Origin of the sequence: Rhodococcus shunpengi (assembly GCF_048381395.1) — a bacterium.
GTDB lineage: Bacteria > Actinomycetota > Actinomycetes > Mycobacteriales > Mycobacteriaceae > Rhodococcus.
Genome location: NZ_JBLWIU010000033.1, coordinates 1 through 14,587, shown reverse-complemented (window position 1 = coordinate 14,587; position 14,587 = coordinate 1). Strand labels below are relative to the sequence as shown.

13 protein-coding genes, 2 rRNA genes and 1 pseudogene are annotated in these 14,587 nt (G+C 65.6%); 6 read left to right on the top strand and 10 right to left on the bottom strand.

Annotation, left to right across the window (positions count from 1 at the left end; all coding sequences use genetic code 11):
* Window positions 1-1,007, bottom strand: a 1,007-nt coding sequence (locus ACNJ7K_RS20280; protein ID WP_487042096.1) for an acetyl-CoA C-acetyltransferase, incomplete at its 3' end; no start/stop codon positions are given.
* A 104-nt stretch (window positions 1,008-1,111) separates the two neighbouring features.
* On the opposite strand from ACNJ7K_RS20280, the gene mce reads away from it, so the two are divergent.
* The 4 genes and pseudogenes from mce (at window position 1,112) to ACNJ7K_RS20260 (ending at window position 4,633) form a co-directional block, all read left to right on the top strand.
* Window positions 1,112-1,597, top strand: a complete 486-nt coding sequence (gene mce, locus ACNJ7K_RS20275) for a methylmalonyl-CoA epimerase (RefSeq protein ID WP_016694038.1) — start codon at window positions 1,112-1,114, stop codon at window positions 1,595-1,597.
* Between the two features lie 83 nt (window positions 1,598-1,680).
* Window positions 1,681-2,736 (top strand): annotated as a pseudogene (locus ACNJ7K_RS20270) (hypothetical protein); the annotation flags it as partial.
* A gap of 272 nt (window positions 2,737-3,008) precedes the next feature.
* Window positions 3,009-4,079 carry a DNA polymerase III subunit beta family protein gene (locus ACNJ7K_RS20265; protein ID WP_487042095.1) on the top strand — a complete coding sequence of 357 codons (1,071 nt, stop codon included), beginning with the start codon at window positions 3,009-3,011 and terminating at the stop codon, window positions 4,077-4,079.
* A gap of 44 nt (window positions 4,080-4,123) precedes the next feature.
* Window positions 4,124-4,633: a hypothetical protein gene (locus tag ACNJ7K_RS20260; protein WP_268655505.1), complete on the top strand. Its 510-nt coding sequence runs from the start codon at window positions 4,124-4,126 to the stop codon at window positions 4,631-4,633.
* Window positions 4,634-4,674: 41 nt separating this feature from the next.
* On the opposite strand, the gene ACNJ7K_RS20255 is transcribed toward ACNJ7K_RS20260, so the two are convergent.
* Window positions 4,675-5,265 carry a TetR/AcrR family transcriptional regulator gene (locus ACNJ7K_RS20255; RefSeq protein ID WP_230787799.1) on the bottom strand — a complete coding sequence of 197 codons (591 nt, stop codon included), beginning with the start codon at window positions 5,263-5,265 and terminating at the stop codon, window positions 4,675-4,677.
* A gap of 150 nt (window positions 5,266-5,415) precedes the next feature.
* Between ACNJ7K_RS20255 and ACNJ7K_RS20250 the strand changes: the two genes are divergently transcribed.
* On the top strand, window positions 5,416-5,637 hold the full coding sequence (locus ACNJ7K_RS20250; RefSeq protein ID WP_228525501.1) for a hypothetical protein: 222 nt from the start codon (window positions 5,416-5,418) through the stop codon (window positions 5,635-5,637).
* A gap of 26 nt (window positions 5,638-5,663) precedes the next feature.
* Here ACNJ7K_RS20250 and ACNJ7K_RS20245 read toward each other — a convergent pair whose 3' ends face one another.
* Both ACNJ7K_RS20245 and nucS read right to left on the bottom strand, forming a co-directional pair.
* The gene (locus ACNJ7K_RS20245) at window positions 5,664-5,987 is read right to left on the bottom strand and encodes an ATP/GTP-binding protein (RefSeq protein WP_159418695.1); all 324 of its coding nucleotides are present in this window, start codon (window positions 5,985-5,987) and stop codon (window positions 5,664-5,666) included.
* 2 nt (window positions 5,988-5,989) lie between these two features.
* Window positions 5,990-6,664: an endonuclease NucS gene (nucS, locus tag ACNJ7K_RS20240; protein ID WP_006554723.1), complete on the bottom strand. Its 675-nt coding sequence runs from the start codon at window positions 6,662-6,664 to the stop codon at window positions 5,990-5,992.
* A 42-nt stretch (window positions 6,665-6,706) separates the two neighbouring features.
* Between nucS and ACNJ7K_RS20235 the strand changes: the two genes are divergently transcribed.
* Window positions 6,707-8,254, top strand: coding sequence for an adenylate/guanylate cyclase domain-containing protein (locus tag ACNJ7K_RS20235; RefSeq protein ID WP_159418696.1), 1,548 nt, complete (start codon window positions 6,707-6,709; stop codon window positions 8,252-8,254).
* A gap of 9 nt (window positions 8,255-8,263) precedes the next feature.
* Here ACNJ7K_RS20235 and ehuA read toward each other — a convergent pair whose 3' ends face one another.
* The 6 genes from ehuA to ACNJ7K_RS20205 all read right to left on the bottom strand — a co-directional run.
* Window positions 8,264-9,028, bottom strand: a complete 765-nt coding sequence (ehuA, locus tag ACNJ7K_RS20230) for an ectoine/hydroxyectoine ABC transporter ATP-binding protein EhuA (protein ID WP_174247159.1) — start codon at window positions 9,026-9,028, stop codon at window positions 8,264-8,266.
* 61 nt (window positions 9,029-9,089) lie between these two features.
* Window positions 9,090-9,734, bottom strand: coding sequence for an ectoine/hydroxyectoine ABC transporter permease subunit EhuD (gene ehuD / locus ACNJ7K_RS20225; RefSeq protein WP_120282116.1), 645 nt, complete (start codon window positions 9,732-9,734; stop codon window positions 9,090-9,092).
* On the bottom strand, window positions 9,731-10,465 hold the full coding sequence (ehuC, locus tag ACNJ7K_RS20220) for an ectoine/hydroxyectoine ABC transporter permease subunit EhuC (protein WP_159418698.1): 735 nt from the start codon (window positions 10,463-10,465) through the stop codon (window positions 9,731-9,733). Before ehuC ends, ehuD begins: the two co-directional genes overlap by 4 nt.
* A gap of 16 nt (window positions 10,466-10,481) precedes the next feature.
* Window positions 10,482-11,375 carry an ectoine/hydroxyectoine ABC transporter substrate-binding protein EhuB gene (gene ehuB, locus ACNJ7K_RS20215; protein ID WP_120282114.1) on the bottom strand — a complete coding sequence of 298 codons (894 nt, stop codon included), beginning with the start codon at window positions 11,373-11,375 and terminating at the stop codon, window positions 10,482-10,484.
* A gap of 305 nt (window positions 11,376-11,680) precedes the next feature.
* A 5S ribosomal RNA gene (gene rrf / locus ACNJ7K_RS20210) occupies window positions 11,681-11,797 on the bottom strand.
* A 110-nt stretch (window positions 11,798-11,907) separates the two neighbouring features.
* A 23S ribosomal RNA gene (locus ACNJ7K_RS20205) occupies window positions 11,908-14,587 on the bottom strand; the annotation flags it as partial.

Here is a 14,587-nt window from a genome sequence, read left to right as displayed (position 1 = left end):
GGATCGATGCCCAGCTCGCGGGCAGAGACGATGCCGACGGCGGCGAACGCCTCGTTGATCTCGACGAGGTCGAGCTCGGTCGGGTCGAGGCCCTCACGCTCGCAGGCCCGGGCGATCGCCCGTGCCGGCTGCGACTGCAGGGCCGAGTCCGGTCCCGCGACGACACCGTGGCGGCCGATCTCGGCGATCCAGCTCAGGCCGAGCTCGGTGGCCTTGGCCTTGCTCATCACGACGACCGCGGCGGCACCGTCGGAGATCTGCGAGGCCGAACCGGCGGTGACGGTGCCGTCCTTCGCAAACGCCGCACGCAGCGATCCGAGCGACTCGGCGGTGGTCTCCGGGCGGATGCCCTCGTCGGCGGCGAAGACGATCGGGTCGCCCTTGCGCTGCTTGATCGACACCGGCACGACCTCGTCGTCGAACAGGCCGTCCTTCCAGGCGCGGGCAGCCCGCTGGTGCGAGGCGGCGGCGAAGGCGTCCTGCTCGGCGCGGGAGACGAAGCGCTCGCCCGAGTTGGCCGACTCGGTGAGGTTGCCCATCGCCTGGTCGGTGAAGATGTCGTGCAGACCGTCGTAGGCCATGTGGTCGCGCAGGGTCACATCGCCGTACTTGAAGCCGGCGCGGGACTTTTCGAGCATGTGCGGGGCCTGGCTCATCGACTCCTGGCCGCCGGCGACGACGACGTCGAACTCGCCGGCGCGGATCAGCTGGTCGGCCATCGCGATCGCGTTGATGCCCGACAGACACACCTTGTTGATCGTCAGTGCCGGCACGTCCATCGGGATGCCGGCGGCGACGGCCGCCTGACGGGCCGGGATCTGGCCGGCGCCGGCGGTGAGCACCTGGCCCATGATGACGTATTCGACCTGCTCAGGAGCCACACCGGCGCGTTCGAGTGCGCCCTTGATCGCCACGCCACCGAGATCCGATCCGGAGAAATCCTTGAGCGAACCCTGCAGGCGCCCCATGGGCGTCCGGGCTCCGGCGACGATGACAGAACTGCTCACGGGACATTCCTCCGAAAGATCGGCATGTGATCGGAAAACTCCAATCGGATATTCACCTGAATCCCGATAGGAGTGCACTCAACGGTACCGCTACCGTCTAGAGCATGACCGAGACCTCTCCCACATCCACTCCGGCGGCGTCCGTTCTCGCTTCCGGACTCGTCACCGCCATCGATCACGTCGGTATCGCGGTGCCCGACCTCGATGCCGCTCTCACCTGGTACGCCGAGAACCTCGGCCTCGTGTCCACCCACGAGGAAGTCAACGAGGAGCAGGGCGTGCGCGAGGCGATGCTGGCGGTTCCGGGGACCCCCGAAGGGTCCACCATGATCCAGCTGCTCGCCCCGCTGAACGAGAACTCCACGATCGCGAAGTTCATCGACCGCAACGGCCCGGGCCTGCAGCAGCTCGCCTACCGCGTCTCCGACATCGATGCCGTCTCCACGGCGTTGCGCGAGCGCGGCGTCCGGCTGCTGTACGACGCACCCCGTCGCGGCACCGCCGATTCGCGCATCAACTTCCTGCATCCGAAGGACGCGGGCGGCGTCCTCGTCGAGCTCGTCGAACCCGCAGCACATCCCGCTCACTGACGGCCGTTCCGGTGCGCTCCCGAAGACGGATGGGGCGGGAGCGCACCCGGGTCGTACCCGCAGGGACCGGGTAGATTGTCTCCATGGTCTTCGATCGTGATCGCGCACCCAGCCACCTGCCGTTCTCCATCGTGCGGAAGGGATTCGACCGCGACGAGGTGACCAACTACTTCGCCCGGTTCGAGGCCGAGCTGCGCGTGACCGCCACCGACCGCGACGCCGCCGCCGCGCAGGCCCGCGATCTGGCCCGTCAGCTCGAGAACGCCCGCAACGAGATCGACGAACTCCGCAAGGACGTCGACCGTCTGTCGGTGCCGCCCACCACCGCCGAGGGTATGAGCGACCGCATCTCGCGGATGCTGCGTCTCGCCTCCGACGAGGCCTCCGAGCTTCGTGCCCGCGCCGAGGCCGACGCCGCCGAGATGATCTCGCTGGCGGAGCAGGAGGGCATCCGCCTCCGGGGCGACTACGAGAAGAAGCTCGCCGAACTCGAGGACACCCGCATCGCCTTCGCGGCCGAGCACGAGCGGACGATGACCGCGGCCCGCGCCGAGGCCGAGCGGATCGTGGCCGCGGCCCGCGCGGAGGCCGAGCGACTCGACGCCGAGGCCGAGGCCAAGCGCGAGCAGGTGCAGCAGGACTTCGAGATCACGATGGCCGAGCGTCGCACGAAGCTGCTCGGAGCCCTCGACGAACTCGAACGGACGAGCAAGGCCGAGGCCGAACGCCGTGTCGAGGAGGCCACGCAGGAAGCCGAACGACGGCTCAGCCGCGCCACCGAACAGTCCGAACGGAAGGTCGCCAACGCGCGCGACCTCACGGAGGAACTCCGCGTGCTGCGCGGACGCATCCTCGGCCAGCTCGACGCCGTCCGCGAGCAGCTCGACGACGTCCCCACCCTCCTCGCGGCGATCAACCGCGAAGGCGAACTGCTCGACCGGGAGATCTCGCTCGACGAGCCCCGCACGACCGTCCTCGGCACGGCGCGCGACAAGCAGGGCGGCGACAAGCAAGGCGCCGACAAGCAGAGCGGCGACGAGAAGGGTTCGGACGACGAGAGCCCGACGGAGCCGGCACCCACCGAAGCCGACGCGAAGGCGGACAAGACCGCGCCGCTGCCGCAGACCGACAAGACCACGCCCCTGCCGCAGGCCGACCGGACGGTGCGGATCCCGAAGAGCGATGCCCCCGGTTCCGCATCCGGCTCGAACTCGGCTGCGCAGCCGAACACCGGCGGGCAGGGCTCGCAGTCCACGCCGCGCACGCCGAACGCCTCGGCACCGCATCGCTCACCCTCGGTCGGTTCCGGTGTGCAGGGTCGCTCCCCCGCCGTGGCCAGCAAGGTCCGCAACTGACGGTTGCCGCCCGTCGGGCTTGACCTTCGAGTCGGTCGAAGCTCCATGATGGGCCGGTGACCGATCCGGAGATGATGTCGATCGGCGTGTTCGCCGAACTCGTCGGACTGACCGCGAGCGCATTGCGGTTCTACGACGACGCCGGCCTGCTGCGCCCCGCGCAGGTCGATCCGTCGACGGGATACCGGTTCTACAGCCGATCCCAGGTCTCCCGCGCCTGCCGGCTGCGGCAGTTGCGGGAGATCGGGATGCCGCTGCCCGCCATCGGCGAGTTCTTCGCCGCCGACGCGGACGAGGCAGCGAGGTTGCTCGATGAGCACGTCGCCGGGATGACCACCGAGGCCGAGAGGCTCCGACGGGCCGCCGAGACACTCGGCGCGTCCCTGCGGGCCGAATCACGTCGCGCGATCTGCACGGTGCCCGGACCCGTCCTCGCCGGTGCCGTCGATCAGGTCTCGGCCTCCACCGGTCACGACCCCGACATCCCGGTGCTGAACGGCGTGCACATGGAAACCGAGTCCGGCTGCGTGAGGTTGACCGCCACCGACCGGTACCGGCTCGCCACCCGGACACTCGTGCCCACCGATCCGACCTGCCCGTCCTGGGCCGGCACGCTCTCCGGCGACGACCTGCGGCTCGCGACCTCCCGGCTCCGACGCAGTCCGTCGGTGACCGTCGAAGCGGACGAGCGGGCGGTCACCTTCCGCACCTCCAGCGGCGACGTCCTCCATTGCCGTCTGTTTCCCGAGCCGTTCCCCGACCACCACCTCCTCCTGAAATCTCTCCCCGCGGTGACGCAGCGGGTCACCCTCGGCAAACGCCGCGTGGTGACGGTGCTCGAACAGCGAGCACCGGAGACGGTCGGCCTACGGACCTCCCCCGACGGGCCGGTCCTGGTGTTCCCCGACGGGGACGAGGCACCGCTCGACGGTACGGCCACCGGACCGGAGCTGACGATCTGGTTCGACCTGGTCACCGTGTATCCCGCTTGGAGTCATGCGCTCGGCGACGACCTGATGCTCGACGTGCGCGATACCGATCTGCCGGTCACCGTCCGGTCGGCCGACGACGGGGATCTCACCACGCTCGTCATGCCGCGCAGTGCCCCCGGAAGCAGTGCCTCCTGACGCAGCGTCCCCGATCTGCCGAATCCCTCGACAGGAGCCCCACCATGTCCACCTCCCCCTCGACACCCGATCCCACGATGGATGCGATCAGCGCAGCGGTCCTTCGCGGCCGCGACGGCGACACCGAGTCGGCCCGGCGCGACCTGCTGTCCCTCTGGGAGCGGATCGGTGCGGCGGGCGACGCGTTCCATCGCTGCACGCTCGCGCACTACCTCGCCGATCTGTACGACGATCCCGCCGAGTCCCTGGTCTGGAATGTCCGCGCCCTCGACGCTGCCGATGCCCTCACCGACGGGCGCGCACAACGACACCACGACACCCTCCGGGTCGCTGGCTTCTATCCCAGCCTGTACCTGAACCTGGCCGACGACTTCCGCCGCCTCGGGTCGTTCCGGGCGGCCGCGGAACATCTCGACCGCGGGCAGGACCACATGTCCGCGCTCCCCGACGATCCCTACGGCGACACCATCCGCACGGCCGTCCACGAGGTGCGCCAGGCGATCGCCGACCGCGATACCGCGCCGCGAGCGTCTGCGCCGGGCACCGCCGGCTGAGGCGCCGAACGGACGCGCCGGTCCCGATCGGCCGCGGCCGTCTATGCCCGGTTCCCGTAGGCGGCCATGAACATGTCGATCAGCCCCTCGATCGCTTGCTCGTCGACAGGCCGGGGTGTTAACAACCAGCGGTAGTAGAGGGTTCCGCACAGCACTTCCGCGGGATACTCCAGCTCCGCCCCGGGGACGAGTTCACCGTTGCGCTGGGCTCGCAGGATCCGATCGTAGGTGCGCTGTTCGACCGTGGACAGGAACCGTTCGTACAACGTGGCCCGGAGTTGTGGGTCCGCTTGGGCCTCGGCGATGACGGCTCGGTAGACGGGTCCGATCGGCGGCGTGGACAGGGCGTGACACGAGCGCACGAACTGCTCGTGCAGGTCCGACCTGACGTCCCCGTCCGTGCGGTAATCCAGATCGTTGACCCACACGAGGCCGAGCGCGTCGAGCAGGAGCGCTGCGATGGACGGCCAGCGCCGGTAGATCGTGTGCTTCCCGACTCCGGCCCGTCGTGCGACCGCTTCGATGCTCAGCCCCGCGTAACCGACCTCGGCCGCGAGTTCGAGCGCCGCGTGCAGCAGCTCTCGGGTGCGCGCAGCGCCGCGGCGTCGCGGGCCAGTGGGCGAATCGGTCATACGCGCAATTCTATCGACACGCTCCGTGCCGTTGACGGTCGCCGCAATCGGGAGCATGATTCTCGCTATCGGCACACACCGTGCCGATAGCTCGACGCAGTATCTCGGGTGCAACCGACCCTCACCGACAGAGGAGACGCCGTGAAGACCATGACCTGCCGACAGCTGGGTGGCCCCTGCGACCTGGAGTTCAGCGGAGAGACCGCCGACGAGATCATCAAGGCACAGGATCGTCATCTGCGCGATGCCGCTCGAGGTGGCGACGCGACCCATCAGCCGGCACACGAACAGATGAAAGGACGCTGGCGGCACCCGATCAAAGCGATGGGGTGGTACCGCGACGTCAAGAAGGCGTTCGCCGACCTTCCCTGAGGCGACGGCCGAACGGCGACCGAACGCTAGGACCAGCGTCGCGTGGGGCGGCGGGTCCCGCGTCCCGCCCAGCATCCGCTGTGCCAGTGCCGCCGGTCCTCCGCACCGCCGAGCGCATCGGTCGGCCAGGCGACGACATGGGGTGTTCCCGGCGCGATCTCGTGATCGCATCCCGGGCACCGGTACGGCTTGGTGGCACGCGAACCCGGCACGGTGCGCACAGTGAAGCGTTCCCCTTCGGCCCCCGCGGGACCGTTCTCGGTGCGCACCGTCGCCCCGAAATAGGTCGGGGATTCGTCGGCCGCCCCGCCGCGCTTGCGACCGGTGCGGGATCTGTTGCGGCGCGGCACGATCAGAACAATCTGAACTCGGTGCTCTCGGTACCCCGCAGCGCCTCGTAGTCGAGCACGAGGCAGCGGATGCCGCGGTCCGTGGCCAGCGTCCGTGCCTGCGGCTTGATCTGCTGGGCCGCGAACACGCCACTGACGGGTGCGAGCAGCGGATCCCGGTTGAGCAGTTCGAGATAACGGGTGAGCTGTTCCACACCGTCGATCTCGCCGCGGCGCTTCACCTCGACGGCGACGGTCGCTCCGTCGGCATCGCGGCACAACAGGTCCACCGGGCCGATCGCCGTGGGGTATTCGCGCCGGATCAGGGTGAAGCCCGTCCCGAGGGTCTCGACGTGCTCGGCGAGAAGTTCCTGCAGGTGCGCCTCGACACCGTCCTTGATCAGGCCGGGGTCGACACCGAGCTCGTGGCTCGAATCGTGGTCGATCTCCTCGAGAGTGATCCGGAGCTGCTCACCCGCCTTGTTGGTGACCACCCACAGGGCCTCGGCGTCCTCGACGGACTCCTCCTCGAGCCAACAGGGTGGGCTCATCCAGTTCAGAGGCTTGTAGGCACGGTCGTCGGCGTGGACACTCACCGAACCGTCGGATTTGACGAGGAGGAGACGTCGGGCCGTCGGCAGATGAGCCGTCAGGCGTCCGATGTAGTCCACACGGCAACGGGCAATCACAAGACGCACACAGCCACCCTAGAGGATCGACTCGACTAGTCTCGAACGACCATGCCCGCACGCAGTCACCGCACGGCCCCGCTCGGATCGGCGATCCTGGGAGAGCCTGCCGAACCGATCCGACGGCAACGCATCCGGATCCAGACCCTGTTGACGTTCTCGCTCATCGGTACGCATCTCGTCGGTGCCCTGATCGTGGCTGCTCTCATCAACGTCGTGATCCCGGGCCCCTCCGTGCTGAGCTCCGATTTCCTCATCGTGACCGCGATCCTCGCTCCGGTCTACGTGGTCTCGGCCGTCGTGGTCGGTTCGGTACTCGGTACCCGGGCGACGCTCCGCAGGCTGCGGTGGGCGCTGGAGAACCGCCCACCCACCCCGCAGGAACAGCGGATCGCGTTGCGGATGCCCTGGCGCACCACCCTCCAGCAAGGAGCACTGTGGTTCATCGGGTTGATCCTGTTCACCGTCGGTTTCGGGGTCATCGACCCACAGACGATCCCGAAGGTCGCGCTGACCATCACCCTGGCCGGCGTCACGGTGTGCGGATTCGCGTACATGTTCACCGATTTCGCGTTGCGCCCCATCGCGGCGCGCGCGCTCGAGGTCGGAACGCCTCGCCGTCCGCGACTGGCCGGCACCACCGGACGGGTGATGCTCGCCTGGGCCCTGGGTAGCGCGGTGCCCGTCGTCGGCCTGCTGTTCATCGCGGTCTTCAGCTTCATCCGTCCCGTCACGCCCACGCGACTGGCGATCACGATCCTCGCCATCGGCGGACTCGGTCTGCTCACCGGCTCGCTGCTGATGTTCCTCACCATCCGGTCGACGATCGCGCCGATCGAATCGGTGCGCGCCGGGATGCAGCGAATCGCGTCGGGTGACTTCGACACCGCGGTCGTCGTCTACGACGGAACCGAATTGGGGCAGTTGCAGACGGGATTCAACCGGATGGCCGAAGGACTGCGCGAACGCGAGAAGCTGCGCGACGTGTTCGGCAGACATGTCGGACGGGAGGTCGCGGCCGCGGCGCTGGCCAATCCCGGTGTCCTCGGCGGCGAAGAACGGGACGTCGCGGTGTTGTTCGTCGACATCGTCGGCTCCACCGCGTTGGCCGCGAGTCGCCCGCCCACCGAAGTGGTGGCGCTGCTCAACCGATTCTTCGCAGTCGTCGTCGAAGAGGTCCACGCGGCCGAAGGATTCGTCAACAAGTTCGAGGGCGACGCGGCGCTCGCGATCTTCGGGGCGCCGGTCGCCCTCGACAACGCCGCCGGCTCCGCGCTCGGCGCGGCGAGAAGGATGGCACGACGCCTCGCCGACGAAGTGCCGGAGTGTCGCGCAGGTATCGGGGTCACGGCAGGTCGCGCGGTCGCCGGGAACATCGGCGCTCAGGAACGCTTCGAGTACACCGTGATCGGCGATCCGGTCAACGAAGCCGCGAGACTGTCCGATCTCGCGAAGACCGTTCCGGGTTACGTCGCGGCGTCGGCCCGCACCGTGCAGCTCGCCCCGGAGGACGAACGCGCCCGGTGGGAGCTGGGCGAGGAGATCACCCTGCGTGGCCGCTCCGAACCGACCCGGCTGGCGACCCCGCTCGCGGACTGACGGCCGGCCTCACTCCCCCGCCAGCACCGCGTCGAGGAACTTGCGGGTGCGTTCCTCCCGGGGACTGGTGAAGATGCGCTCGGGCGGACCCTCCTCCACGATGCGACCCTGGTCGAACATCAGCACACGATCGGAGACGTCGCGGGCGAAGTGCATCTCGTGCGTCACGATCAGCATCGTGATGTCGGTCGTCTCGGCGATCGTCCGCAGCACGTCCAGCACGTCGGCGACGAGTTCGGGATCGAGGGCCGAGGTGACCTCGTCGAGCAGCAGGATCTCCGGATCCATCGCGAGGGCACGGGCGATCGCGACCCGCTGCTGCTGACCACCCGACAGTTGTGTGGGATGGGCGGTCTCCTTGTCGGACAGACCGACCATCGCGAGCAATTCCCGCGCACGGTCGCGTGCGTCGGCCTTGCTGCGGCCGAGGACGTGCACCGGAGCCTCGGTGAGGTTCTCCATCACGTTCATGTTGGGGAACAGGTTGAACTGCTGGAAGACCATGCCGATGTTGCGGCGCATCGTCCTCAGGTAGCGCTCGGAGGCCGGGACGAGGCGCGACCCCTTGCGTTCGTGGCTGAGCGGTTCGCCCTTGACCCACACCACACCGTCGTCGATCTTCTCGAGGGTCATGAGCAGGCGCAGGATGGTCGTCTTGCCCGAACCGCTCGGACCGATCAACGTGACCCGTTCCCCCGGAGCGACGGTGAAGTCGAGATGGTCGAGGACCACGTGATCGCCGAATTTCTTGACCACGGAGTCGAATCGGATCATCGACCCGTCGGACGTGGCGGCGGACAGCGAGTCGCCGTCGGCACCGGCTTCCTTGTGCATCTCAATAGGCAAGGCGACGCTCCAATCGGCGGACGAGCAACGACGTCGGGTAGCTGGCGAGGAGGAAGATCAGGCCGGCCAGCGTGAGCGGCTCGAGGTACTGGAAGTTGCGCGCACCGAACTGCTGGGCCGCGGTCACCATCTCCACGACGGAGATCGTGAACAGGAACGGGGTGTCCTTGAACAGCGACACCGCATAGTTTCCCAGCGCAGGCACGACGCGGCGCACGGCCTGCGGCAGGATCACCGCACGCCACGTGCGCATCGGCGACAACGACAGGGCGCGGCACGCCTCCCATTGTCCCTTCGGAACCGCGTCGATGCCCGCCCGGTACACCTCGGCCATGTAGGTCGAGTAGTGGATCCCCAGTACCGCGATGCCGATCTGCAACGCACTGAACTGCGGGAGCAGGTAGTAGACGAACAGCAGCTGCACCACGAGCGGGGTGAGCCGGATGAACTGGACGACGGCGGACAACGCCGTCGCGAGGACCTTCGGCAGCGAGCGACGGGCGACGGCCACCACCAGCCCGAGCACCGCGGCGACCACGAATCCGAGGACCGTGGCCAGCAAGGTGATCCGGAACCCTTCGAGCAGTACCGGAAGCGCGTCGGCCGCGCGTTCCCAACTCCAATCGACGGTCATGAGCGTGCCCCTACCGGCTGATCGAAGACAGGGGCGAGCCCGAAGATCTCACGCAGAGTGGGACCGGTCCCGAGTCGACTCTTGGCGCGCACCTCGAGCGCATTCATCAGCAGCGTCAGCAGATAGCCGAGCACGAAGTACAGCACCAACCCCACACCGAACGCGAAGATGGTGTCGCCACTGCCTCTACGGAGCTGCTCGATCTGGAATGTGAGGTCCTGCAGGAGGATGTAACTCGCCAGTGCCGTTCCCTTGAGCAGCTGGATGAGCAGATTGGTCAGCGGCGGGATCATCTCGGCCCAGGCCTGCGGGAAGATCACCCGTCGCATGCGTTGCCAGTAGCCGAAATTCAGCGCTGTCGCCGCCTCGAGTTGCGGCTTCGGCACCGAGGCGATCGCACCGCGCACCACCTCCGCTCCGTAGGCGCCGTAGTTGAGCGACAGGGCGAGGATCCCGCACACGATCGATTCGAGCCGGAACCCGAACAACGGCAGGACGTAGAAGAACCAGAACAGCTGAACGAGAAGCGAAGTGCCGCGGAAGAACTCGATGAACACCCGCGCACTGCCGCGCAGGGCGAGGTTCTTCGCGCCTGCCGCCAGCCCGAGGGCCACGGCGAGCAGGAACGCGAAGACCGCACTCCCCACGGTCAGTTCGACGGTGACGAGCAGACCGTCGAACAGTTGCGGAAGGGAGTTCCACAGCAGTTCGATCTTGGAACCGAAATCCATTACGACGCAGCCGGGATCAGGAAACGCCCTCGCAGAGCATCTCGGTCGTCAGCCCCGGATCGGGCATCTCCGCCTCCGTGAACCCGAACTCGCCGACGATCGACAGGTACTTCTGCGGATCGGACGTGATCTTCGCGAGTTCCTCGTTGTAGGCGTCGCGCAGTTCGGTGTCCTCCTTGCGGAAGACCGTTCCGCCGGCGCCCACCTGAGGCACCCCGTCGATCTCCGCGACGAACGACTCGGTGACGTCGACGGGCGCACCCTCGTTGTTCTGCTTCATCCAGTTCAGGGAGATACCCGTCAGCGCGAAGACGTCGGCGCGTCCGTTGACGACCGCATCCATCCCGTCCTGGGGAGACGCCACCTGCATCGCGTCGATACCGAGCGCAGAGGCGTAGTCCGCTTCGATCGCGCCGGTCATGACCGCCATCCGGACGCCACTCTCGGCGATCGACTGCATGTCGGCGAGTTGTTCCGGATTGCCCTGCGGGACCATGAGTGCGGTGGTGTAGTTGAACTCCGGCTCGCTGAACAGTGCCTGTTCGCAACGCTGCGGGAGGATCGACATGCCGGCGCTGACGACGTCGAATCGTCCGGCCTGCAGGCCGGGGATGAGCGCACCGAAGTCGGTGGCCACACCTTCGACGTTGTCGATGCCGAGGTTCTTGAAGATCTCGCGGTGCAGAGCGACGGTGGCGCCGGTGAGCTCGCCGTCCTGCATGAAGCTGTAGGGTGCCTCGCCGGCGAACCCGACGGTGACGGTGCCTTCCTGCTGGAGCCGCTCGAGGGTCGAGCCCTCGGTGTCGGTGTCGACGCTCGTGCATCCTGTGACGGCCGCGCCGATGAGTCCCAGTCCCGCGATCACCGCCGTGAACCTGCCGGCAGTACCCGTAGTCGATCGATTCGTCATCGTCTCGCCCCTCCTCGTCGTCGACGAGAACGCCCCCGACAGGCGCTCACACGCCGAAACCCACACGAACCGTGCGATCGTGCATGAGCGGACGTTACCGACATAAGTGGGCATAGCCTGGAACAGAGCGTGTTTGTTACGAGGTCGTGATCCGTTGGGTGCCGGCGATCGGAGCGGGCACACCGTACCCGAAATCCTTTTGGAGCGTAAGGACTTTCCGTGGGGTGGGATCCTCCGACAGGTCTGAAGAGGACCCGGAAAACACGAAAGGGGACCCACAGTGTGGGTCCCCTTCCGGAACGGGTGTTCGGCGGTGTCCTACTCTCCCACACCCTGTCGAGTGCAGTACCATCGGCGCAGACAGGCTTAGCTTCCGGGTTCGGAATGGGACCGGGCGTTTCCCTGTCGCTATGGCCGCCGTAACTCTATGAAACAATATTCCACGCATCGGATTCGGTTCTCCCGCAGGGGGATTTCCGGTATCTGATGTGTGTGTTGTTTCAGATACCGCACAGTGGACGCGTAACATCTTCGTGGTAAGTCCTCGGCCTATTAGTACCGGTCACCTCCACCCATTGCTGGGCTTCCAGTTCCGGCCTATCAACCCGGTGGTCTGCCGGGGGCCTTACCCCCTCGAGGGGGTGAGAAACCTCATCTTGGAACAGGCTTCCCGCTTAGATGCTTTCAGCGGTTATCCCTTCCGAACGTAGCCAACCAGCCATGCCCCTGGCGGGACAACTGGCACACCAGAGGTTCGTCCGTCCCGGTCCTCTCGTACTAGGGACAGCCTTCCTCAAGTTTCTAACGCGCGCGGCGGATAGAGACCGAACTGTCTCACGACGTTCTAAACCCAGCTCGCGTGCCGCTTTAATGGGCGAACAGCCCAACCCTTGGGACCTACTCCAGCCCCAGGATGCGACGAGCCGACATCGAGGTGCCAAACCATCCCGTCGATATGGACTCTTGGGGAAGATCAGCCTGTTATCCCCGGGGTACCTTTTATCCGTTGAGCGACACCGCTTCCACATGCCGGTGCCGGATCACTAGTCCCGACTTTCGTCCCTGCTCGACCTGTCAGTCTCACAGTCAAGCTCCCTTGTGCACTTGCACTCGACACCTGATTGCCAACCAGGCTGAGGGAACCTTTGGGCGCCTCCGTTACATTTTGGGAGGCAACCGCCCCAGTTAAACTACCCACCAGGCACTGTCCCTGAACCAGATCATGGTCCGAGGTTAGAGGTCCAATACGATCAGAGTGGTATTTCAACAACGACTCCACCCATACTGGCGTATGAGCTTCACAGTCTCCCACCTATCCTACACAAACCGAACCGAACACCAATACCAAGCTATAGTGAAGGTCCCGGGGTCTTTTCGTCCTGCCGCGCGTAACGAGCATCTTTACTCGTAATGCAATTTCGCCGAGTCTGTGGTCGAGACAGCAGAGAAGTCGTTACGCCATTCGTGCAGGTCGGAACTTACCCGACAAGGAATTTCGCTACCTTAGGATGGTTATAGTTACCACCGCCGTTTACTGGGGCTTAAATTCTCAGCTTCGCCACCGAAATGGCTAACCGGTCCTCTTAACCTTCCAGCACCGGGCAGGCGTCAGTCCGTATACATCGTCTTACGACTTCGCACGGACCTGTGTTTTTAGTAAACAGTCGCTTCTCTCTGGTCTCTGCGACCACCCCCAGCTCGGACCGCTAGGATCGTCACCGGGCGTGGTCCCCCTTCTCCCGAAGTTACGGGGGCATTTTGCCGAGTTCCTTAACCACAGTTCTCTCGATCGCCTCGGTATTCTCTACCTGACCACCTGTGTCGGTTTGGGGTACGGGCCGTGTACCAACTCACTAGAGGCTTTTCTCGGCAGCATAGGATCACTGAATTCCCCTCAACGGGTACGCATCACCTCTCAGGCTGTATGTGACACGGATTTGCCTATGTCACGCCCTACCGGCTTACACCAGGTATTCCATCACCTGGCCCAGCTACCTTCCTGCGTCACCCCATCGCTTGACTACTACAATCAGGGTCCCGTGCAGCCAGTTCGTCGACTCCCGAAGGAGACGACCAACCTTTTGGACGGTTAGCACAACTGATTCGCCATTGGGCGCGGATACACGGGTACGGGAATATCAACCCGTTGTCCATCGACTACGCCTGTCGGCCTCGCCTTAGGTCCCGACTCACCCTGGGCGGATTAACCTGGCCCAGGAACCCTTGGTCATCCGGCGGACGAGTTTCTCACTCGTCTTTCGCTACTCATGCCTGCATTCTCACTCGCGCAGCCTCCACACCTGGATCACTCCGGCGCTTCTACGGCTGCACGACGCTCCCCTACCCACCCACACACCTGGCTGAATCTCCGTGGAGACCCAGCGGGTTCATGTGAGTGCCGCGGCTTCGGCGGTGTACTTGAGCCCCGCTACATTGTCGGCGCAGAACCACTTGACCAGTGAGCTATTACGCACTCTTTCAAGGGTGGCTGCTTCTAAGCCAACCTCCTGGTTGTCTCAGCGATCCCACATCCTTTTCCACTTAGTACACGCTTAGGGGCCTTAGCCGGCGATCTGGGCTGTTTCCCTCTCGACTACGAAGCTTATCCCCCGCAGTCTCACTGCCGCGCTCTCACTCACCGGCATTCGGAGTTTGGCTGATTTCGGTAAGCTTGTGGGCCCCCTAGACCATCCAGTAGCTCTACCTCCGGTGAGAAACACGCGACGCTGCACCTAAATGCATTTCGGGGAGAACCAGCTATCACGGAGTTTGATTGGCCTTTCACCCCTACCCACAACTCATCCCCTCAGTTTTCAACCTAAGTGGGTTCGGGCCTCCACGACGTCTTACCATCGCTTCACCCTGGCCATGGGTAGATCACTCCGCTTCGGGTCTAGAACATGCCACTACAGACGCCCTATTCGGACTCGCTTTCGCTACGACTACCCCACACGGGTTAACCTCGCGACATGCCACTAACTCGCAGGCTCATTCTTCAAAAGGCACGCCATCACCCCCAGCAGCAAGCTGCTCGAAGGCTCTGACGGATTGTAAGCGCACGGTTTCAGGTACTATTTCACTCCCCTCCCGGGGTACTTTTCACCTTTCCCTCACGGTACTAGTCCGCTATCGGTCACCAGGGAGTATTCAGGCTTATCGGGTGGTCCCGACAGATTCACACCGGATTTCACGGGCCCGGTGCTACTCGGGTA